The sequence below is a fragment of the Pseudomonas sp. BIGb0278 genome (assembly GCF_024809895.1).
GTDB classification, from domain to species: domain Bacteria; phylum Pseudomonadota; class Gammaproteobacteria; order Pseudomonadales; family Pseudomonadaceae; genus Aquipseudomonas; species Aquipseudomonas shirazensis.
This window is the reverse complement of record NZ_JANUEL010000003.1, coordinates 1-20,683: the sequence shown is the minus strand read 5'-3', so window position 1 is coordinate 20,683 and position 20,683 is coordinate 1. Positions and strand designations below refer to the sequence as shown.

At 61.2% G+C, this 20,683-nt stretch carries 16 protein-coding genes; 9 read left to right on the top strand and 7 right to left on the bottom strand.

What is annotated here, in order from left to right:
- The first annotated feature begins 100 nt into the window (after positions 1–100).
- Positions 101–604, top strand: a complete 504-nt coding sequence (locus M2396_RS12610) for a DinB family protein (protein WP_259075263.1) — start codon at positions 101–103, stop codon at positions 602–604.
- A gap of 728 nt (positions 605–1,332) precedes the next feature.
- Here the strand turns inward: M2396_RS12610 and M2396_RS12605 are convergent.
- Entirely contained in the window at positions 1,333–2,634 is a 1,302-nt protein-coding gene (locus tag M2396_RS12605) for a mechanosensitive ion channel family protein (RefSeq protein ID WP_150572167.1), read from the bottom strand.
- A 105-nt stretch (positions 2,635–2,739) separates the two neighbouring features.
- On the opposite strand from M2396_RS12605, the gene M2396_RS12600 reads away from it, so the two are divergent.
- Complete coding sequence (locus tag M2396_RS12600) at positions 2,740–4,101, top strand: DEAD/DEAH box helicase (RefSeq protein ID WP_101317619.1); 1,362 nt, start codon at positions 2,740–2,742, stop codon at positions 4,099–4,101.
- Positions 4,102–4,191: 90 nt separating this feature from the next.
- Here M2396_RS12600 and M2396_RS12595 read toward each other — a convergent pair whose 3' ends face one another.
- A complete protein-coding gene (locus M2396_RS12595) occupies positions 4,192–4,464 on the bottom strand; it encodes a hypothetical protein (RefSeq protein WP_101317621.1) in 273 nt (90 codons plus the stop codon).
- 141 nt (positions 4,465–4,605) lie between these two features.
- Between M2396_RS12595 and M2396_RS12590 the strand changes: the two genes are divergently transcribed.
- The 3 genes from M2396_RS12590 (at position 4,606) to M2396_RS12580 (ending at position 6,377) form a co-directional block, all read left to right on the top strand.
- The gene (locus M2396_RS12590) at positions 4,606–5,010 is read left to right on the top strand and encodes a transcriptional regulator (protein WP_259075260.1); all 405 of its coding nucleotides are present in this window, start codon (positions 4,606–4,608) and stop codon (positions 5,008–5,010) included.
- A 96-nt stretch (positions 5,011–5,106) separates the two neighbouring features.
- Positions 5,107–6,033 (top strand): DMT family transporter, encoded by a 927-nt coding sequence (locus tag M2396_RS12585; protein WP_259075258.1) that lies wholly within the window; start codon positions 5,107–5,109, stop codon positions 6,031–6,033.
- Positions 6,034–6,248: 215 nt separating this feature from the next.
- Positions 6,249–6,377: a PA1414 family protein gene (locus tag M2396_RS12580; RefSeq protein WP_256585700.1), complete on the top strand. Its 129-nt coding sequence runs from the start codon at positions 6,249–6,251 to the stop codon at positions 6,375–6,377.
- Positions 6,378–6,441: 64 nt separating this feature from the next.
- On the opposite strand, the gene M2396_RS12575 is transcribed toward M2396_RS12580, so the two are convergent.
- Together M2396_RS12575 and speB are read right to left on the bottom strand one after the other, a co-directional pair.
- Positions 6,442–7,821, bottom strand: coding sequence for a sodium:solute symporter (locus tag M2396_RS12575; protein ID WP_150572169.1), 1,380 nt, complete (start codon positions 7,819–7,821; stop codon positions 6,442–6,444).
- Between the two features lie 144 nt (positions 7,822–7,965).
- Positions 7,966–8,916: an agmatinase gene (gene speB / locus M2396_RS12570; protein WP_101317629.1), complete on the bottom strand. Its 951-nt coding sequence runs from the start codon at positions 8,914–8,916 to the stop codon at positions 7,966–7,968.
- 235 nt (positions 8,917–9,151) lie between these two features.
- Here speB and M2396_RS12565 point away from each other — a divergent pair, with 235 nt between their 5' ends.
- The 3 genes from M2396_RS12565 to M2396_RS12555 all read left to right on the top strand — a co-directional run bounded on the left by M2396_RS12565 (position 9,152) and on the right by M2396_RS12555 (position 12,428).
- Positions 9,152–10,045 carry a LysR family transcriptional regulator gene (locus tag M2396_RS12565; RefSeq protein ID WP_101317631.1) on the top strand — a complete coding sequence of 298 codons (894 nt, stop codon included), beginning with the start codon at positions 9,152–9,154 and terminating at the stop codon, positions 10,043–10,045.
- Between the two features lie 136 nt (positions 10,046–10,181).
- Positions 10,182–11,747, top strand: a complete 1,566-nt coding sequence (locus M2396_RS12560) for a PAS domain-containing methyl-accepting chemotaxis protein (RefSeq protein WP_259075255.1) — start codon at positions 10,182–10,184, stop codon at positions 11,745–11,747.
- Positions 11,748–11,831: 84 nt separating this feature from the next.
- A complete protein-coding gene (locus tag M2396_RS12555) occupies positions 11,832–12,428 on the top strand; it encodes a tRNA-uridine aminocarboxypropyltransferase (RefSeq protein WP_259075253.1) in 597 nt (198 codons plus the stop codon).
- A 1-nt stretch (position 12,429) separates the two neighbouring features.
- On the opposite strand, the gene M2396_RS12550 is transcribed toward M2396_RS12555, so the two are convergent.
- From M2396_RS12550 to M2396_RS12540, 3 genes are all read right to left on the bottom strand, one after another.
- Complete coding sequence (locus tag M2396_RS12550) at positions 12,430–13,776, bottom strand: HlyD family type I secretion periplasmic adaptor subunit (RefSeq protein WP_220633262.1); 1,347 nt, start codon at positions 13,774–13,776, stop codon at positions 12,430–12,432.
- Positions 13,777–13,797: 21 nt separating this feature from the next.
- Positions 13,798–15,933, bottom strand: coding sequence for a type I secretion system permease/ATPase (locus tag M2396_RS12545; RefSeq protein WP_101317639.1), 2,136 nt, complete (start codon positions 15,931–15,933; stop codon positions 13,798–13,800).
- Between the two features lie 72 nt (positions 15,934–16,005).
- The gene (locus tag M2396_RS12540) at positions 16,006–17,379 is read right to left on the bottom strand and encodes a TolC family outer membrane protein (protein ID WP_101317641.1); all 1,374 of its coding nucleotides are present in this window, start codon (positions 17,377–17,379) and stop codon (positions 16,006–16,008) included.
- A gap of 479 nt (positions 17,380–17,858) precedes the next feature.
- On the opposite strand from M2396_RS12540, the gene M2396_RS12535 reads away from it, so the two are divergent.
- The coding region (locus tag M2396_RS12535) for a retention module-containing protein (protein ID WP_259075249.1) at positions 17,859–20,683 on the top strand (2,825 nt) is incomplete at its 3' end.

Here is a 20,683-nt window from a genome sequence, read left to right as displayed (position 1 = left end):
CAAGCGGCTGTTCGCCCAGGCCGGCTAAGGGTTAATAGCTGCCACCTACACACCACTGCTACCCTTTCGCTGAATTTGGATCGACGCGTAAGGAGGGAAAATGTTGAAGGATGCCTACCGCTATAAAGTGTGGGCCGATGAGCGCACCTTGGCCGCTTTGGCAGACTTTGAAGGAAAGGGCCAGGCCACGCCAGCGTTCGAATTCATGCGCCAACAGCTCAACCATATGGTCATAGTCGAGGAATTGTTCAAAGCTCGCCTGCTGGGCGAGCAAGCGCCGCATCCTGCAACTAATACCGCGGTCATTCCTGATCTGCACGCCCTCACACAGCGCCTGACCGCATGCGATGCGTGGGCCACCGATTACCTGGCGCGCATTACCCCGAAGGAGCTTTGCAGCACTGTAAGTTTTGTGTTTTCGGATGGGCAGCATGGGGCGTTGACGCGCCAGGAAATCCTCTTCCACCTCATCAACCACGGCACCTATCACCGGGGCGCGATTGGCCATGCGCTTGATCTGGTCGGAGGCAAACGTCCGGCTGATACCTACACCATGTTCATTCATGGCGCCGAACCGCAGCGTCGCCAGTCGGCATCTGGATAGACGCGACATCTAGTGTTTCGAGATCTTCTGCTGGTGTCAGCGAAAGCCAGAGGGGAGCATGACTCGCGGCAACCGACGCCGAGTTTGAGCTGATCAACTACTACTTTCAGTCGTCCAGCGAAGGAGAAGGTCTCGAGATCGAAACACACTGAATCTGACCGCTTCGGCATTAAATCCAATGTCCGCAATCTACCCATAGCGGCCATTCGCGGAAGACAGTTACCGACCAGAGGCGGACGCTCAAGACTGGTTACTTTCGGCCAATTGCTGCCATTCGGCCCCGTTTTGGGGGGCAGACGAGGATGTTAAAAATGAATCGCCCCGAGTTTCATAGATGCCTTCGAGCCTCAGGGATACCAGCCCAGTCCCAGTGGGACTGTCCGCTTTTGGCCGATTTCTGCCCTCCTTGAAGGGCAGCTATGGGTCGAAAGCGGTCATCCTCGACCCTCTGGTTTAGACCCTTCACAGCCAGTCGTGTAAGGCTGCAATTACTTCTGCTCCAAATGCGGAATCAATGTCTTCCACCAGCGCCGTCCTGCGCCAGATTAGGACGGGGTCAATGCGGCTTGTATTGAACGCCCTGACCAAGAATCGCAGGCAAAAGAAAGCCCGCTGCTAGGCGGGCCAAGGTCTATCACGTAGGGATGGCTATAGATTGCCAAGTCGTTCGTGAAAACTAAGTGAAAGGCAGGTCAACGGACCGTCAGACCTGCGATTTGGCGCAAATTTCACGCCTCACTCATCTCTTCCAACCGCCGCGGTGCCGGCTCAGGCGCCACACGCCCGGCCAGACCAATCCGCATGTCATTGCCACTCGGTTGCTGATAAACACTCAGGCCGAACTCCGGCAGCACCGCCAGCAGATAGTCGAACACATCGCCCTGAATCCGCTCGTACTCGGCCCACGCGGTCGTGCGGGTAAAACAGTAGATTTCCAGCGGCACGCCTTCGGCGGTGGGCTGCATCTGGCGGACCATGCAGGTCATGTTCGGGTGCACGTCGGGGTGGGCTTTCAGGTAGGCCAGGGCAAACGCGCGGAAGGTGCCGATGTTGGTCAGCTTGCGCCGGTTGGCCGAGAGGTCGGCGACCAGGCCTTGGGCTTCGTTCCAGTCCTGCAGCTCTTTGCGCTTGCTTGCCAGGTAGTCGCCCAGCAGGCGTACGCCGGCCAGGCGCTGCTCTTCTTCGAGGGTGAGGAAGCGTACGCCGGCGGCGTCGATGAACACGCTGCGTTTGATCCGGCGGCCGCCGGATTGCTGCATGCCACGGTAGTTGCGGAACGACTCGCTCATCAGGCGCCAGGTGGGGATGGAGACGATGGTCTTGTCGAAGTTCTGCACCTTGACCGTGTGCAGGGTGATGTCGACCACGTCGCCGTCGGCGCCGACCTGGGGCATTTCGATCCAGTCGCCGACATGCAGCATGTCGTTGCTGGTCAGCTGCACGCTGGCGACGAACGACAGCAGGGTGTCCTTATAAACCAACAGCAGCACCGCCGACATGGCGCCCAGGCCCGATAGCAGCAATAACGGCGAGCGGTCGATCAGGGTGGCAATGATGACGATGATGCTGAATACCCACAGCACCATCTTGGCCAGTTGCACGTAGCCTTTGATCGAGCGGGTGCGGGCGTGTTCGGTGCGCGCATAGATGTCGAGCAGGGCATCGAGCAGGCATGCCAGCGCCAAGGTCATGAACAGCAGGGTGAAGGCCAGCGCGACGTTGCCCAGGAAGTGCTGGGCGGTGGCGCCGAGCTCCGGCACCAGCTTCAGGCCGAACTGAATGATCAGCGACGGGGTGGTTTGCGCGAGGCGATGAAATACCTTGTTGTGGCGCAGGTCGTCGAACCACCTGAGGGCTTGTTGGCGGGCCAGCAGGCGGCTGGCATGCAGCACCAGAAACCGCGCCAGGCGGCCGAGAATCAGCGATACCAGCAGCAGCACACCCAGGCCAATGGCGGCGTGCAGGGTCGGGTGTTGGTCGAGAGTGCCCCAGAGATCAAGGGCGTTGAACCAGAGTCGTTGAATGTCCATAGGCTAAAAAAGCGGTCTGTATTGCGGAACGAGGGTCAATTAGAGCGCGGATCGGGGCAAAGTTGCCAAAAGAAATTCGGTTCTGGCGGCGGAAAACGGTACCCTATGCAACTTGAATTTACGCACTTGCCCGAGGTTACCCCCGTGTTTTCCCAATTCGCCCTGCATGAACGCATCCTTAAAGCCGTGGCCGAGCTGAAATTTGTCGAGCCGACTCCGGTACAGGCTGCGGCCATCCCCTTGGCGTTGCAAGGGCGAGACCTGCGGGTAACGGCACAAACCGGCAGCGGCAAGACCGCTGCGTTCGTCCTGCCGATGCTCAACCGCTTGGCTGACCTGGGCGGCCCGCGCGTCGAGATCCGTGCGCTGATCCTGCTGCCGACCCGTGAGCTGGCTCAGCAGACCCTCAAGCAGGTCGAGCTGTTCTCTCAGTTCACCTACATCAAGTCGGGGTTGGTCACCGGCGGTGAAGACTTCAAGGAACAAGCGGCCATGCTGCGCAAGGTGCCGGACGTGCTGATCGGCACCCCAGGGCGCCTGCTCGAGCAGCTCAACGCCGGCAACCTCGACCTGTCGCATGTGCAGGTACTGGTACTGGACGAAGCCGACCGCATGCTCGACATGGGTTTTGCCGAAGACATGGAGCGTCTGTGCAAAGAGTGCGAGAACCGCGAGCAGACCCTGCTGTTCTCCGCCACCACCGGCGGCGCCGCGCTGCGCGATATCATCGGCAAGATCCTCAAGGATCCAGAGCACCTGATGCTCAACAGCGTCTCTCAGCTGGCTGAAGGCACCCGTCAGCAGATCATCATGGCTGACCATGACCAGCACAAAGAGAAGATCATCCACTGGCTGCTGGACAACGAAACCTTCCAGAAGGCGATCATCTTCACCAACACCCGCGTAGCTGCCGACCGTGTCTATGGTCACCTGGTGGCCAAGGACATCAAGGCGTTCGTGTTGCACGGTGACAAGGACCAGAAAGACCGCAAACTGGCCATCGAGCGCTTCAAGCAAGGCGGCTCCAAGGTGCTGGTAGCAACCGACGTAGCGGCCCGTGGCCTGGACATCGACGGCCTCGACCTGGTGATCAACTTCGACATGCCGCGCAGCGGTGACGAGTACGTACACCGTATCGGCCGTACCGGCCGTGCCGGTGGGGAAGGTCTGGCGATCTCGCTGATCACCCACAACGACTGGAACTTGATGTCGAGCATCGAGCGCTACCTCAAGCAGCAGTTCCAGCGCCGCCTGATCAAGGAAGTCAAAGGCACTTACAACGGGCCGAAGAAGGTCAAGGCGTCCGGCAAGGCCGTCGGCGTCAAGAAGAAAAAAGTCGACAAGAAGACCGGCGAGAAGAAGGCTGCTGCCAAGCGCAAGCCAACTGCCAAGCCGCGCCCTAACGCGCCATTGGCCAGTGTCGATGGCATGGCTCCGCTGAAAAAACGCGCGCCCAAGCCAGAGTAAGTCCCTCCGGGGTCGCGTTCGCGGCCCCTGATCTGCGCCCGCCCTTCAGCGGCGGGCTGCAGTTGATCTAGCCGCAGGCGTTGCGACTGATCACTCCGCTTTCTTCTCCGCAGTTTTCAGCTCCTGCAGACGATGCTCGATCAGCTGGCACTTGTCCGGCACATCCTTGCTTTCAGTCGCCAGGTCCATGCCCTGCAACTCGTCGTTGATTTCCTTAGCCTTTTGCGGGTTTTGCTCAGTCAGTTGGCTGACCACCTTGGCCAGCTCTTCGCGTTTGGCGGTGGCTTCTTCCGGCGTGCAGGCCCAGCTTGGCAGGGCGATGCACAGACCGACGGCAATGGCACAGCTGCTTAGGATTTTCACGGGTTGACCTCCTTGTTGGCGTTATCCGGTTGAGGGGCCAGCGGCTGGAAAGTTCATGTGGTCAGGCCTTCTGAACGCTTGCCAACACCCGCATGTCCCACCCTGTGTACCTCTTTCCGTCTACAACAGGGAGCCATCGCCATGAGCCACTACGATTGGGATTTGATCGAACGCCTGTTGCACGAAGTGCAAAACGGCGCTGAACAAAGCTTCACGCCTCGCCCTTACGCCGAACAGCACGCCGCCGCGCTGGCCGCCAAAGGCCAACCGGTAGGTGACTTGGACCAGCTGAAAACCCGCGCCTGCGAATACGAGAAGCTGCTGCTTGATCGCGGCTACATTGCCAGCCGCCCGGAAGAAGAGGGCGGTAACGGTGAAAATTTCGTGCTCACCGAGCGTGGTTCGCGCCTGCTCAGCATGATCGACAGCAGCATCCCCGGCTTCGAGCATCCGCGTCAGGTGTTGGATGAGCAAGCCGATGCGCTGGATCAGGCGACCTTCGATCACGTGTCGTCGAAGGCGCAAATCGCTGGCGGTGCAATTTAGGCTGGCCGGGCCGGGCTTCGGCGTCCGATAATCGCAGTCTGATCCACTTATCTGCCGAGCCTTGCCCATGCCTGCGAATCACACCGAGGCCCGCCTATGAGCGCGGCCCGCAAGAACCCTGATGCCTTTGCCCTGCAATTGATGCTCGGCTTGTGTCTGATCTGGGGCAGTCAGCAGGTCATGATCAAATGGGCCGCTGCGGATATCGCGCCAGTGATGCAGGCGGCGTTTCGCTCTGGCATCGCTGCGCTGCTGGTCGGCCTGCTGATCTGCTGGAGGGGCGGCTGGGGGCAGGTGGGTAGCACTTGGCGCGCGGGGTTGCTGGCGGGCGCTTTGTTTGGCCTGGAATTCATGTTCATTGCCGAGGGGCTCAAGCTGACCTCGGCGGCGCATATGTCGGTGTTCCTCTATACCGCGCCGATTTTTACCGCCTTGGGTTTGCACTTCATGCTGCCCAGCGAGCGCCTCAGGTTGCTGCAGTGGCTGGGCATCCTGCTGTCGTTCGCGGGTATCGCGTTAGCGTTTGCGGGAGGCGTGCAGCTGGATCAGATTGATGGGCGAACGCTGCTGGGTGATGCCTTCGGTGTGCTGGCTGGCTTGGCCTGGGGAGCTACTACTGTGGTCGTGCGCGGCTCGCGGTTGTCTGAAGCGCCGGCGACCCTGACCTTGTTCTATCAGTTGATGGTGGGTTTTGTCGGATTGCTGATGATGGCTCTGCTCACTGGGCAGATCGGCATGGTCACGCTTACACCGCTGGCGATGGGCAGTGTGCTTTTCCAGGGCGTGGTAGTGTCGTTTGTCAGTTACCTGACCTGGTTCTGGTTGTTGCGTAAGTACCTGGCTTCGAACCTGGCGGTGTTCTCTTTCATTACTCCGCTGTTTGGCGTGACCTTTGGCGTGCTATTGCTGGGTGAGCCGTTGAGCGTGAATTTTGTGCTTGGTGCGTTGATGGTTTTGGCCGGAGTAGTGCTGGTCAGCGCTGAGCCCTGGGTGCGTCGGCAGTTGCGCAAGGTGGTTGGTTGAGGCGGTTAATGGCGCAGTAACCCCCTCCAAACGCCGCTTGCAACAGGGAGAAACAGTTGACCGGCGGTCGGAACAGCCCGCCGCTGCTTGATCCCTGTCAAAATCGGCCTTATGTATAGGATTAGACGCATGCGTAATGCAGGACATAGGACTATGATCTGTATGAAACATCGAATGATCGATTTGCCGTGAGGCTGACCCGTGAAGGGGGCACTATGAAAACACCACTGTTCAACTGGCTCCATGACCTGGCTGTCGCCTTGGGTCTGATACCGCCACCGCTGCAACCGGTGCCGATCCCCACCGACGAAGAGCAGCGCAAACGCCAGCCTCGTCGCCGTTGAAACGAAAAGGCCGCCGCATTTGACTATGCAGCGGCCTTTGTCTTTTCAGCGCAGTGCAGTCAAATCAGGCCAGATTTGCGCTAGCCACCGGCCGCCGCGACAGCAGGCTGACCAGCACAAAGCTCACCAGGCCAACCGCCAGGCTGTAGTAGATCGGCGTATTGGCATCCAGGCCATCCTTGACCATGAACAACAGCGCGGTGGCAAAGCCCAGCGACATGCTGGCGATGGCTCCTGCGGTAGTTGCGCGTTTCCAGAAAATTGCGCCCATCAGCGGGATCAGCATGCCGCCCACCAACAGGTTGTAGGCCAGGGTCAGAGCGCTGATTACATCATTCACTGCCAGGGCGATGGCCAACACCACCAGGCCGGTGAGTAGGGTGAACAGGCGGCTGGTGGCCAGGCTCGATTGCTTGCCACCGCGCAGCTTGGGCAGCAGGTCTTCGGTGACCGTGGTCGAGGCCGCCAGCAGGCCGGCACTCGCGGTCGACATCATCGCCGCCAACGCGGCAGCCATCAGCAGGCCGCGAATGCCGTCAGGCAGGGTGGTCTTGATCATGGCGGCGAAGGCGTTGTTGGGGTTGGCCAGGTCCGGCAGCAGCACATGTGCCGCCATGCCGATCAGTGCGCAGGCCAGGCCGTACAACACGCAGTAGATACCCGCAGTGGTACCGGCGCGCTGGCAGACTTTTTCATCCCGCGCGGTGAACACCCGCTGCCAGATATCCTGGCCTATGAGGATGCCGAAGAAGTAAATCAGGAAGTAGGTGAGGATGGTGTCCCAGCCGATGGTGGTCCAGTTGAAGCTGGACGCCGGCAGTTGCGCCACCAGTTGATCCCAACCGCCGACCTTGTACAGGCACACCGGCAGCAGGATGAACATCAGGCCGACGGTCTTGATCACGAACTGAACGATGTCGGTCAGGGTCAGCGACCACATGCCGCCAATGGTCGAGTAGATCACCACCACGCCACCGCCGAGCAGCACCGACAGCCAGAACGGCAGGTCGAGCAGCACTTGCAGCACGGTGCCCATGGCCAGGGTTGAGGTCACTCCGATCATCAAGGCATAGGCCAGCATGATCAGCGCGCTGGCCTGGCGCGCCATCGGGTTGTAACGCCGCTCCAGCACCTGGGTCACGGTGAAGATGCGCAGGCGCAGCAGCGGTTTGGCCAGGAACAGGTTCAGCGCAATGATGCCCAGACCCAGTGCGGCGCAGAGCCAGAAGCCGGAGATGCCGTGTACATAGCCCAGGCGGACGGTACCGACGGTCGATGCGCCGCCGAGGACGGTGGTGGCCATGGTGCCCATGTACAAGGTCGGGCCGAGGTTGCGCCCGGCCACTAGGTAGTCTTCATGGGTTTTCGCGCGGCGCATGCCGTACCAGCCCAGAGCGAGCATGCCGGCGGCATAGATCAATACAACGATGATGTCCAAGGCCATTGGGGGTCTCCCGATTATCATTATTATGGCGAGATCAAGTGCCCGGGCAGCCTCACGGTGCCCGGCGGTATCAGCAAGTACGGGTGGGCCTGTCACTGGCCCATGCAAGCAGCGGGACTGCAATCGAGCGCGCTGTCGACATCCTTAGCGGCGCGCTACACCTGGCAGTACGCAAAGCATTTCAAACAGCAGGTTGGCGCCCAGCAGCGAGGTGTTGCCGGTGGTGTCGTAAGGTGGGGAGACCTCGACCAGGTCACAGCCGATCAGGTCCAGGCCCTGACAGCCGCGGATGATTTCGATGGCCTGAATGGTGGTCAGGCCGCCAATTTCCGGGGTGCCGGTGCCGGGCGCCCAGGCCGGGTCGATGCCATCGATGTCGAAGGACAGATATACCGGGCCACCCGCGACCTTCTCACGCACTTCAGCCATCAACGGCTCCAGCGACTTGTGCCAGCACTCTTCGGCCTGCACTACGCGAAAGCCCTGGCGGCGGCTCCAGTTGAAGTCATCGGCCGTGTAGCCTTGGGCGCGCAGGCCAATCTGCACGACCCGGTCGCAATCGAGCAGGCCTTCTTCGACGGCGCGGCGGAAGGTGGTGCCGTGGGCGATCTTCTCGCCGAACATGTGGTCGTTGACGTCGGCGTGGGCATCGATGTGCACCAGGCCGATCTTGCCGTGTTTTTTGTGCAGCGCGCGCAGAATCGGCAGGGTGATGGTGTGGTCACCACCCAAGGTCAGCGGGATCACGTTGTGTTCGACGATGGTGTCGTAGGCTTCTTCGATGATGCGCACGGCATCCAGCAGATTGAAGGTGTTGATCGCCACATCGCCGATATCGGCAACCGACAGCGAGTCGAAGGGCGCGGCGCCGGTGGCCATGTTGTAGGGGCGGATCATGACTGATTCGGCGCGGATCTGGCGCGGGCCGAAGCGGGTGCCGGAGCGCAGCGAGGTGCCGATGTCCAGCGGGACGCCGACAAACGCGGCGTCCAGGCCTTCAGGGCTTTGCAGGTGGGGCAAGCGGAGCATGGTGGCGATGCCGCCGAAACGCGGCATTTCGTTGCCGCCCAGTGGTTGGTGCAGAGTCTTGTCCACAGTGGGCCTCATCAGTCGGTCGATTGTTATGGTTGTTCGAACCTGGGCCAACATGCTGCAACTGAGCGCAGCGGGCGGCGAGCAGGGTCATTGCGGGCAGTCTGCGCAAGCTGGTGGCCGAGAAGAATCGCTACCGACAAATACTTAGTTCAGGAATCTCTGAACTAAAGGCCGCCGCCAAGGTAGACTCCGCCCATTGCCACTTGCCCATTGCCACTGCGGACCGATCACCACCATGGCCTCGTCACTGCCCGACCCGAAACTGCTGCGGATCTTTGTCAGCGTGGTACGCCACCAGGGCTTTGCAAATGCCCAACGTGAGCTGAACCTGTCGACGTCGGCCATCAGCACCTACATGAGCCAGCTGGAGGCGGGGTTAGGCATCGTGCTCTGCCACCGTGGCCGCGGTGGCTTCAGCCTGACCAGCAAGGGCGAGCTGTTCCACCAGGAGACGCTGCGCCTGCTGGCCGAGCTGGATGGTTTTGAACAGTACGCCGCGGCGCTCAAAGGTGAATTACGTGGCACGCTCAACCTTGGCGTGCTCGACTCGACCGTAGGCGATCGCGCCTTGCCGCTGGCAGAGGCGATTGGCGCCTACAGCCAGGAGCATCCGGCCGTGCACCTGCACTTGTCGGTGTCCAGTCCATACGAGCTGCAGCTGGGGGTGCAGGACAACCGCCTGGACCTGGCCATCGGTGCGTTTTCTTCGCGCATGAGCGGTCTGGTCTATCAACCGCTGTATCGCGAGCAGCATTGGCTCTACTGCAGCAACCGCCATTCGTTGTTCGCTGAAAGGCGGATTCCGGAGCCTGTCATTACCCAGCAGCGCATGGTTGGGCGAGGCTACTGGAGCCAGGCCGAGCTGGCCCGGCACGGCTTCAAGCATAGCGCGGCAACGGTGGAAAGCATGGAGGCGCAGCTGATCCTGATCCTGTCCGGCGCCTATATCGGTTATTTGCCTGAGCACTATGCACAGGCGTGGGTCGACAAGGGCGATTTGCGCGTATTATCGCCCGCCACATTTGGTTACCAAGCCCCGTTCTCCCTGATCATCCGTCGCGGCCGTAGCCGCGAACCATTGATTCAGACCTTCCGTGATTTGCTCAAAAGTCAGCTGAACGTCAGCTGATAAACGCTTGGATGAATGCACTCCGTCAGGAACGGTAAATTTCCTACAAAAGTGCCTGCTGACAGGCTTTCGCTCTGCTAAATATTGATTGGCCCCTGATGAATTTCCATCGTTTGCACACGCAAGGATTGCCTTGATGCGCCTGAACTTGCCCGTTACCGAGCATGAAAGAACCTTCCCCAACGAACAGCGGCTTATTTCCACTACCGACCTCAATAGCCGCATTACCTATTGCAACGACGCATTCGTGGCCATCAGCGGTTTTACCTACGATGAACTGGTCGGACAAACCCACAACCTGGTGCGCCATCCAGATATGCCGGCGCCGGTATTTGCGCTGATGTGGGACACCATCAAACAGGGCAAACCGTGGATGGGCGTGGTCAAGAACCGCGCCAAGAACGGTGACTTCTATTGGGTCAGCGCGTATGTCACGGCGGTGTACGAAAACGGCCGCATCAGTGGTTATGAGTCGGTCCGCTCGGTCCCCAGCCGTGAACAGATCAGCCGTGCGGAACTGCTATACGCCCGCCTGCGCAGTGGCCAGCGCGCAGTGTCGTGGTCGACGCGCGTGCTGCACGGGGTTGGCCAGAGCTGGCCAATACTGGCCGCTGCTGCGCTGTCTACTGCCGGCTATCTCTGGCTCGCGCCGCAGGCTGCGATCGGCGTGCTGCTGGCCAGCCTGCTGGGTGCCGGCTATGCGCTGAACCGCCTGCACGCTCGCGCTCTGCAGCGCACCCTGGACGAACACCCGAAAGCCTTCACCGACCCGTTGGTGGCCCTGACCTACAGCAATAACCGCGGCCTGCATGGCCAGCTGGACCTGGCCATCATCAGCGAAGAGGCGCGCTTGCAGACGGCGCTGACCCGCCTGGTCGATGCAGGTGTCGGGGTCAAGGCACGCGCAGCTCAGTCTGCTGGATTGTCCGATGCCCAGGCGCAGATGCTTGACCGCCAGCGCAGCGAAACCGAGCAATCGGCCACCGCCATTGCGCAGATGGCTGCGACTATCCAGGAGGTTTCGCAAAACGTGCAGAGCACTGCCCATGCTGCCGGTGACGCTGACCAACTGGCCCAGCACGGCAGCCAGCTGGCTCAGCAAAGCCTGCAGGCGATGGGCAGCATGAGCGAGGCGGTCAATGACATCGGCCAGGCCGTGCACGCCTTGGCTCAGCAGACGCAGTCGATTGGCAGCGTGGTCGATGTGATCACGTCGATTGCCGAACAGACCAACCTGCTGGCGCTTAACGCGGCTATCGAAGCTGCCCGCGCGGGCGAGCAGGGCCGTGGCTTTGCCGTGGTCGCCGACGAGGTGCGCTCACTGGCCCAGCGCACGCGCACCTCGACCGACGAGATTCACCAGATCATCAGCAGCCTGCGTGCGGGCGCCGAGCGTGCGGTGTCGTCGGCTAGCCGTGGTGAACAGATCTCCCGCGACAGCGTGCACAGTGTCGAAGCGGTGCGTGAGGCGCTGAGCGGCATTGCCCAGGCGGTCAGTCGCATTACCGGCATGAGCCAGCAGATGGCGACTGCTTCGGAACAGCAAAGCCACGTCGCCGAAGATATCAACCAGCAGATCACGCGCATATCCCACCTGTGCGACGAGAGTGCCGGACAGGCCAGGCAGGGCGCCGAGATCAGCCAGGACCTGGAGCAGATGGCCGAGTACCTGCACAGCCTGGCCGAGCGTTTCAACCGCTGACCACCTCCCGAACCCACATGGACGTGGGCGCTGTATGTTCTTCTCGAGTGGCTATGGCACACTGTCGCCCTCCAGGAGAACCCGATGTCCAGACCCCGCTGCGAACGCTGCAAGCGCGCGCAAGACCATTGCTTATGCCCGCTGATCCCCCGCCTCGACAGCCGTACCCGGGTCGTCCTGTTGCAGCACCCCAGTGAAACCGCGCATGCGCTGAATACTGCTCGCCTGGCCGCGCTCGGCCTGGTCAATGCACAGCTGTGGGTGGGGGAAGTGTTTGCCCAGCTGCCGGAGTTGCTGGCAACGCCGGGGTATCGGCCGGTGCTGTTGTTTCCCGGTGACGAGGCGCAGGCACTGACCGCGTATGCGTCACCTGATGAGCAGCCGTTGCTATTGATCGTGCCGGATGGCACCTGGCGCAAGGCGCGCAAGCTGTTGTACCTGAATCCGCTGCTGGCAGCGCTGCCACGGGTGACCCTGGCGCAGGTGACAGCCTCGCGCTATCGCCTGCGCAAGGCGCCGGAGGAGGGCGCCCTGGCCACCATCGAAGCCGTGGTGCAGGCGCTCAACGCGCTGGAGCAGCCGCGGTGTTACGACGAGCTACTGCGCCCGTTCGACGCTTTGATCGAAGGCCAGATCCGCGCCATGGGTCGCGACACCTTCGAGCGCAACCACGGTTGCTGAATCAACGTTCGCGCATGGCCTCGGTGCGGGCCTTGAGCACCGGTTTGAGCAAGTAGTCGAGCACGCTTTTCTGCCCGGTGATGATATCCACCGTGGCGACCATCCCTGGAATGATCAGCAATGGCTTGTTGTCGCCGCCCAGGTGATTCTTGTCGGTGCGCACCTGGATCAGGTAGAACGCGTTGCCCTTGTCATCGGTCACGGTATCGGCGCCAATCAGCTCCAGCTTGGCCTTCAGCCCACCATAGATGGTGTAGTCATAGGCGCTGAACTTGACCATCGCGGTCTGCCCCGGGTGCAGGAAGGCGACGTCCTGCGGGCGCACCTTGGCTTCGATCAGCAGGTTGTCCTCGATTGGCACGATCTCGACCAGGTCGCTGCCCGGCTGGACCACGCCGCCGATGGTGTTGACCTTGAGCTGCTTGATGATGCCACGCACCGGTGACACCACCGTGGTGCGCTTGACCCGGTCGTCGATGGCGATGCTGGTAGCGCTGATCTTGGACAGATCAGTGCGCTTGTCGTTGAGTTCCTTGGCCGCCTCCGAGCGGAAGGTGGCATCGGCTTCCTGGATCTTGCTCTTGATTTCTGCCACTGCCGCATCTGCCCGCGGAATGGCCAGGCTGGTGGCGTTGAGCTGACCGCGGGCTTCGACCGTGCGCTGCTTCAAACGCAAAATTTCCACCGGCGAAATCGCTCCGGTGCCTACCAATGGCGAAGACATGTTCAGTTCTTGCTGGAGCAAGCCCAACGCCGAACGGTACTGATCGACCTTGGAGCGGAACTCGGCCAGTTCCTGGGTCTTCTGCCGCAGTTGTTCATTGAGCGTCTGCTTCTCGCTGGTCAGCCGGCGTTGCCGTGACTGATACAGCGCCAGCTCGTCCTCGGCCACCTGTGGCGCCTTGCTGCGAATCTCTTCCGGTACGGTGAACGGACGCCCTTCAGCCTCCGCCGAGAGCCGTTCGACCTGCGCCGTCAGTGCGTAGCGGTCGACCTCGCTTTCGCCCTTGTTGGACAGAAAGCGGGTGTCGTCAAGGCGCAGCAGGGTTGCCCCCTTGGCGACCATCTGGCCTTCACGCACGAAAATCTCGGTGACGATGCCGCCCTCAAGGTTCTGTACCACCTGGACCTTGCCCGAGGGGATCGCCTTGCCCTCACCGACAGTCACCTCATCGAGCACCGCCAGGCTCGCCCAGGCCAGCGCAACCAGCAGCAGCGCCGCCGCCAGCCATACCGTCAGGCGCGACAGGCGCGGCGAGTCCTGCAGCGTGGCGCCGGCCAGTTCAGGCATGTAGTCGCGCTCGGCAGTGTTGCCGGCACCTTGGAAATAACTGCGCAAGAAGGCCATCGGACTACTCCTCAAAAGCGTCTACAGCGCGGCGCCAATGCGCCCTTTGCGCAGCGCATCGATGACTGCATCCTTCGGCCCGTCGGCAACGATCTTGCCGTTGTCCAGCACCAGCAGGCGGTCGACCAGGCTCAGCATCGAGGTCCGATGCGTGACCAGCAGTACGGTCTTGCCCGGCACCCAGTCGAGCAGGCGCTGGCGCAGTTGCTCTTCGCTGCTGTTGTCCATGTGGCTGGTGGGCTCGTCGAGGATCAGGATCGGCGGCTCCAGCAGCAGCGCCCTGGCCAGCAGCACGGCCTGGCGCTGGCCGCCCGAGAGCAGCTGGCCGCGTTCACCCACCGGGCGGTCGAAACCCTGCGGATGCTGGCGCGCCAGTTCGGTCACGCCGGTCAGTTCGGCCACCTCGAGCATGCGTGCGTCGCTGACGTGGCGGGCCCCCAGGGTGAGGTTGTCGCGCAGGCTGCCAGCCAGCAGCGGCAGGTCGTGGGCGACGTAGCCGATCTGGCTGCGCAGGTCGGCGATGTCCAGCTGGCGCAGGTCGAGGTTGTCCAGCAACACCTGGCCTTCATCAGGATGATAGAAGCCCATCAGCAACCGACCCAAGGTGCTTTTGCCCGAACCGCTGCGGCCGACGATACCGATGCGCTCGCCGGGCTGCAGGGTCAGGTTGACATCATTCAGCGCCGCAGCCGTCTGGCCAGGGTAGCGGAAGCTGACATGGCTGACGGCCACGCCGCCCTTGAGGCTGGTGTGCTCCAGCGCCTGTTGCTCGGCCTGGCGCTCTTGCGGCAAGGCCATCAGCGCATCGGTGCTGCGCATGGTCAGCTGCGCTTGCTGATAGCGGGTGATCAGCCCCGCTATCTGGCCCAGTGGTGCCAGGACCCGGCTGCCGAGCATGTAGGTAGCCACCAGTGCGCCGACACTGAGGTTGCCGGCGATGATGCTGTAGACCCCGGCAACGATCGTTGCCATGCCGCAGAACTGTTGGATGAACAGCGTACCGTTGCTGGCCAGCGAAGACAGGTTGCGTGCGTGCGCATCGAGCCGGGCAATCGCGCCGTTGGTCTGCTCCCAATGGTACTGGCGCTCACTTTCAGCGCCGTTGGCCTTGAGCGTTTCCAGCCCACCCAGAGTTTCGATCAACAGGGCCTGGCGCACTGCTCCCAGGCTCAGGCTTTTTTCCACGGTGTCGCGCAGGCGGATCTGGATGATCAAGGCAAAACCAACTGCCAGCGGGAAGGCAATCAGCGGGATCACCACCAGCCAGCCGCCCAGCAGGCCAACCACCACCAGCATCAACGCCACGAATGGCAGGTCGATGATGCTGGTCAAGGTCACCGCCGTGAGAAACTCGCGCAGCCCCTGGAAGTCGTGAATGCTCTGGGCGAAGCCGCCGATGGTGGCCGGGCGCGCCTTCATCGACATGCCGGTAATGCGTTCGAACAGGGTTGCCGAAAGGATCAGGTCGGTCTTCTTGCCGGCCTGGTCCAGCAGGTGCGCGCGGACCATGCGCAGAACCATTTCAAAGGCGGTGCCGATGAACAACCCTGCCACCAGCACCCACAAAGTCGAGACTGCCTGGTTGGGCACCACCCGGTCGTAGGTCTGCATGACGAACAGCGGCACCATCAGGCCCAGCAGGTTGATCAGCAGGCTGGCCAGCAAGGCATCGCTGTACAGCCAGCGGGAATGGCGCAAGGTGTCGCGAAACCAGGCATCGACCCTGGGCATCAGCGGGGTGCGCAGGTTTTCCAGAGTGTGCCGCGGGCGGGCAAACAGGGCATGGCCGGCGTAGGCCTGTTCCAGCGCCTCGCGCTCGACCCATTGCTCGCCACCTTCGGCCTCGGACGGCAGGATCAACGCGCGGCCGTCTTCGCCAAAGCGCTGTAGAACAGCACAGCGGCCGTCTTTGAGCAGCAGCAATACAGGAAGGTTGAGTGTGGAAATTGCGCCCAGCTCACGCTTGAGAATCCGCGCTTGCAGGCCTGCGCGGGCTGCGGCTCTGGGCAATAACTCGGGCCCCAGCCGCTGGCTGGCCAACGGTAGGCCGCTGCATAAGCTGGCACGGCTGGCGGGGCAGCCGTGCAGTTTGCACAGAATCAACAGGCCATCGAGCAACGGATCGTCAACGTCCAGCCGGGGCTGGGCATTTTGCATACTGGTCACGATGGCCTACTCCTGCCGCAATGGAGGGTGTACGGCTACATCCGAAACGTTGCTCGATAACGGTCAACGCATTTCGGGCAACTTCGCTTCGCTGCGTACTTCAGTCTTGGCGATGGCCTCTGCCGGCAGCGCAATACGCTGTTTGCTGAGCAATTCACCCATGGTCGAAAGTACGCGGTACATCGAGTATTCCTCGGTGTAACGCACTTCGGTGTAACGGCGGTTGGCGTTGTACAGCTCGTTCTCACTGTCGAGTACGTCGAGCAGGGTGCGCTGACCAAGACCGAACTGATCCTGATAGGCGGCACGCACGCGCTGGGTGGTTTCAGCGTATTCGCGCGCGGTCGGCGTCTGCTTGCGCGCGTTGTTCATGGCGTTCCACGACAGGCTCAGGTTCTCGTTGAGTTCGCGCAGGGCGTTGTTGCGGATGTCCAGCGCCTGGTTGATCTTGTGCGAGTCCGACTGCAGGCGAGCCTTGTCGCTGCCGCCGCGGAACAGGTTGTAGTTCAGCTCGACGCCTGCCTGCCAATCGTTGTTGCTGTGGCCGCGCTCGCCACCCAGGTTGTTGTTGGCGCCGGTGGCCAAGATGGCGTCCAGACGCGGGTAGAAGGTCGACTTGGCGACTTCGTACTGCTTCTCGGCGGCATTCACATCGGCCTGAGCCGAACGCAGGTACGGGTTGTTTTCCTGCATGCCGCGGCGTGCGTCTTCCAGCGTGCTCGGCATTTCCACCTTGATGGTCGAAGGGGTTTCCAGCTCGTCCGGCATCAGCCCGACCACGCTGTAGAAGTTGGCTTCGGCGTCAGCCAGATCGACTTCGGCGGTGTCCAGGTTGTTTTCAGCCAGGGCACGACGTGCGCGCGACTGATCGAGGTCAGCACTGCTGCCGACACCGCGCTCGGTGCGCAGGCCGATCTGGTCGTTGACGCGCAGGTGCGCTTGCATGTTGTTCTTGGCCAGGGTCACCAGTTCGCGACGCTTGAGCACTTCGAGGTAGACCTCGATGGTACGCAGGGCGACGTCCTGGGCGATTGCCTGAGTGTAGTAGGCACGCGAGTTGGAAACCGCTTCGGTACGGCCGACTTCGTTGGAAGTGTTGAAACCGTCGAACAGCATCTGGCGCAGACGCAGCTCGGACTGGGTGTAGTTCATGGTTTCTTTGTTGTGGTTGCGCGTGCCGTCAGCGTTCAGACCACGGGTGTTGAGGTTGTCGGAGCGCTGGCGACCGTAACCTGCAACCAGATCGACGCTTGGGTAGAACCCGCCACGGGCGAATTTCACATCTTCGTCGGCAGACAACCGGCTGTTGCGATAGGAACTGATTTGCGGGTGATGATCCACGGCGTTCTGAACGGCTTCGGTGATCGACATCGCCTGAATGTTGGCACTCGCCATGGCCAACAGGATTGCACTGGTGATGGGGGTAAGAACGCGCATGGGGTACATCTCCATTGTCTCTAAAAGTGTCCAGCATTCGCCAAAAAAATGACGATTATTATGAGGTAGACCGTTTCAAGTTTGTAACAACAGAGCTAAGAACATTTAACGCGCGAGCTAAGAAGATTTGTTCATAAGGTCTATGCGAAAAAAAACTTATGCGGTCTAAAGAATCCGCGACATTGTTCTACTCAACGGGCCTATAAATCAAGCTGTAGTCAGCGGTTTTAGGTCATTGCAACAAGTTCCAGAACTTTTGCAGCTAAGAACTCAGTGAAAACGGGCCGTGTCGGAATTTGGCGACAATTAATTGTCACTCTGTAGTAGCAAAATTCCATCATCTCTATCGGCTTGGCCTGCGCAGTGTAGAGCTGTTTGCTGACTTTTGGCGTTTGATTGACGCCTTTATTCGGCCTGGCGCCACTGTGTTTTTGCTGCATTCAAGCTGCAGGATCCGTTCGGCAGGGGAGACGTAGGGCATGGCTAAATTTATCGGAGTGGTCAGCAAGGTGGTCGGCCAGGTTTTCGCGGTCGACAGCGACGGCAGCCGCCGCCTGTTGGTCGAAGGCGACCGACTCTATGCTGGCGAACAGCTCGAAACCGGTAACGCCGGAGCCATTGCGGTGCGCCTGGACAACGGCGCAGAGCTGACCCTGGGCCGCGACAGCAGCCTGCAGATGTCGCCAGAGCTGCTGGCTAATCAGGCCGCCCATGTGCAGACCGACGACGTCGCCCCCAGCCAGGCGCAGCTGACCGATGTCGAGCGCTTGCAACAAGCCATCGCTGCGGGTGCCGACCCTAGTGAAGAGGCCGAGGCTACCGCGGCTGGGCCCAATGGAGGTGCCCCAGGCGCTTTGGGCGGCGGCCACAGCTTTGTCATGCTGACTGAAGTTGCCGATCGCGTAGACCCTACGGTTGGCTTCCCGACTGCGGGCTTCAACGGTGTACCGCTGTTGGTCAATGGCTACATTGGTGACCTCGATCCGACCAGTTCCGACGATGTGCTGCCGCCCGCGTCCCCACCTCCGGTGAATCCGCCAGACAACCCGGTCACCCTGCAAGGCCTTGATGTCAGCCCCGGCGAACTGATCCTCGACGAGGCCAACCTGCCCGACGGCTCCGACAGCAACCCGGCGGCGCTGACCCAGCAAGGCTCGTTCACCGTTATCGCCGCCGACGGTGTGTTCAATCTCAGCGTAGGTGGCATCAACGTAGTCACCGGCGGGGTGGTTACCGGTATTGGTCAATCCATCACCACCGCCCTTGGCAACACCCTGACCATCACTGGCTACAACCCGGCGACCGGCGTAGTCAATTACAGCTACACCCTTAACGGCACTGAGCAGCACGCCAACGGTGGCGGCAGCAACGTGATCGGCGAGCAGTTCCCGGTGCAGGTCAGCGACAGCGATGGCGATGTAGCCAGCGGCAGCCTCGACGTGATCGTTCGTGACGATGTGCCCAAAGCGGTGAATGACAGCAACGCAGTGACAGCGACCGAGCAGCAGCTTGAGTTGACCGGCAACGTACTCAACAACGATGTGCAGGGCGCCGACCGGGTCGTCGGCGGGCCGGTGATTGCCGGTACCTTCAGCGGCACCTACGGCACATTGGTGCTGGCTGCGGACGGTACCTACACCTATACCCTCAACGCCGATGACCCTGATTTCAAAGGGCTCAAAGGTGGCGGCAGTGGCACCGAGAGCTTTACCTACACCATCAGAGACGCCGACGGCGATACCAGCAGCGCGACCCTGACGCTGAACATCAGCAATCTCAACGACCCAGTGACGATCGGCGGGCTGGATGTCGCCGGTGGTGAGCTGATTGTCTATGAAAAGAATCTGGTCAATGGCAGCGCGCCAGACGGCGCTGCGCTGACGCAGAACGGGAGCTTTACCGTTGCCGCGCCAGATGGCTTGCAGAGCCTGAGCGTGGGCGGCATCACGGTAGTCAGCGGCGGCGCAGCAGGCGGTTTTCCACAGTCGATCACGACCGCGCTGGGCAACACACTGACCATCACCGGCTACAACCCGGCCACAGGCGTGGTGAGCTACAGCTACACGCTGCTCGACAATGAAGCCCACGCCACCGGCAACGGCAACAACAGCCTGGGCGAAACATTTGTCGTGACAGCCCAGGACAGCGATGGCAGCACTGCCTCGGCCAACCTTGACGTGAGCATTGTCGACGATGTGCCCAAGGCGGTGGATGACACCAACGCGGTAACGGCCACAGAACAGCAGGTGGAACTCAGCGGCAATGTCCTCAGCAATGACGTACAAGGCGCTGACCGGGTCGTGGGTGGCCCGGTGGTTGCCGGCACCTTCACTGGTACCTACGGCACGCTGGTGCTGGCTGCGGATGGCACCTACACCTACACCCTCAACGTTGACGATGCCGACTTCAAAGGCCTTACCGGCGGTGGCAATGGTATCGAGACCTTCACCTACACCATCAAAGACGCTGACGGTGACACCAGCAGTGCGACCCTGACCCTGAACATCAGCAACCTCAATGACCCGGTAACACTTGGCGGCCTCGACGTGAGCGGAGGCGAGGTTACCGTTTACGAGAAAAACCTGATCGATGGCAGCGCAGTTGACGGCCCGGCTCTGCAACAAGGCGGCACCTTCACGGTGATTGCGGCGGATGGCCTGCAATCTTTGAGCGTCGGCGGCATCAACGTAATCAGTGGCGGCGTAGCCGCAGGCTTCCCGCAGACGATCACTACCGCGCTGGGCAACACCCTCACCATCACCGGCTACAACCCTACGACAGGGGTGGTCAGCTACACCTATACCTTGCTCGACAACGAAACCCATCCGGATGGCAACGGCACCAATGGGTTGCAGGAAAGCTTCACGGTCGTTGCCAAGGACACCGACGGCAGTACCGCCACTGGCAGCCTCGATGTAACCATCGTCGATGATGTGCCGCAGGCTCACTGCGACTTCGCCAGAGTCGAGGCAGGCGGTCAGGTCAGCGGCAACGTGCTGGCCAATGATGTGATTGGCGCCGATGACTTGGCCGATGGCCGCTATGTAGTTGGCGTGCGTGCCGGCTCCGATACCTCCACGCCGGCCTCTGGACAGTTGGGCGTCAATGTCCAGGGCACCTATGGCTACATCACGCTGGATGCCGAAGGTAACGGCGTTTATCACGCCTACCCGAACAGCAATGCACCGGCTGGTGCTACCGATGTGTTTGTCTACACCATCCGCGATGCTGACGGCGATCAGAGCACCACGACCATTACCATCAACGTCAACAACTGCCAGATGATCGCCGGGCAGGATACTGA

Excerpts from the sequence above, each read along its gene's own strand:
- M2396_RS12610 (WP_259075263.1), top strand. The coding sequence starts at position 101 with ATGTTGAAGGATGCCTACCGCTATAAAGTGTGGGCCGATGAGCGCACC.
- M2396_RS12605 (WP_150572167.1), bottom strand. The coding sequence starts at position 2,634 with ATGGACATTCAACGACTCTGGTTCAACGCCCTTGATCTCTGGGGCACT.
- M2396_RS12600 (WP_101317619.1), top strand. The coding sequence starts at position 2,740 with ATGCAACTTGAATTTACGCACTTGCCCGAGGTTACCCCCGTGTTTTCC.
- M2396_RS12590 (WP_259075260.1), top strand. The coding sequence starts at position 4,606 with ATGAGCCACTACGATTGGGATTTGATCGAACGCCTGTTGCACGAAGTG.
- M2396_RS12585 (WP_259075258.1), top strand. The coding sequence starts at position 5,107 with ATGAGCGCGGCCCGCAAGAACCCTGATGCCTTTGCCCTGCAATTGATG.
- M2396_RS12580 (WP_256585700.1), top strand. The coding sequence starts at position 6,249 with ATGAAAACACCACTGTTCAACTGGCTCCATGACCTGGCTGTCGCCTTG.
- M2396_RS12575 (WP_150572169.1), bottom strand. The coding sequence starts at position 7,821 with ATGGCCTTGGACATCATCGTTGTATTGATCTATGCCGCCGGCATGCTC.
- M2396_RS12565 (WP_101317631.1), top strand. The coding sequence starts at position 9,152 with ATGGCCTCGTCACTGCCCGACCCGAAACTGCTGCGGATCTTTGTCAGC.
- M2396_RS12560 (WP_259075255.1), top strand. The coding sequence starts at position 10,182 with ATGCGCCTGAACTTGCCCGTTACCGAGCATGAAAGAACCTTCCCCAAC.
- M2396_RS12555 (WP_259075253.1), top strand. The coding sequence starts at position 11,832 with ATGTCCAGACCCCGCTGCGAACGCTGCAAGCGCGCGCAAGACCATTGC.
- M2396_RS12550 (WP_220633262.1), bottom strand. The coding sequence starts at position 13,776 with ATGGCCTTCTTGCGCAGTTATTTCCAAGGTGCCGGCAACACTGCCGAG.
- M2396_RS12545 (WP_101317639.1), bottom strand. The coding sequence starts at position 15,933 with ATGCAAAATGCCCAGCCCCGGCTGGACGTTGACGATCCGTTGCTCGAT.
- M2396_RS12540 (WP_101317641.1), bottom strand. The coding sequence starts at position 17,379 with ATGCGCGTTCTTACCCCCATCACCAGTGCAATCCTGTTGGCCATGGCG.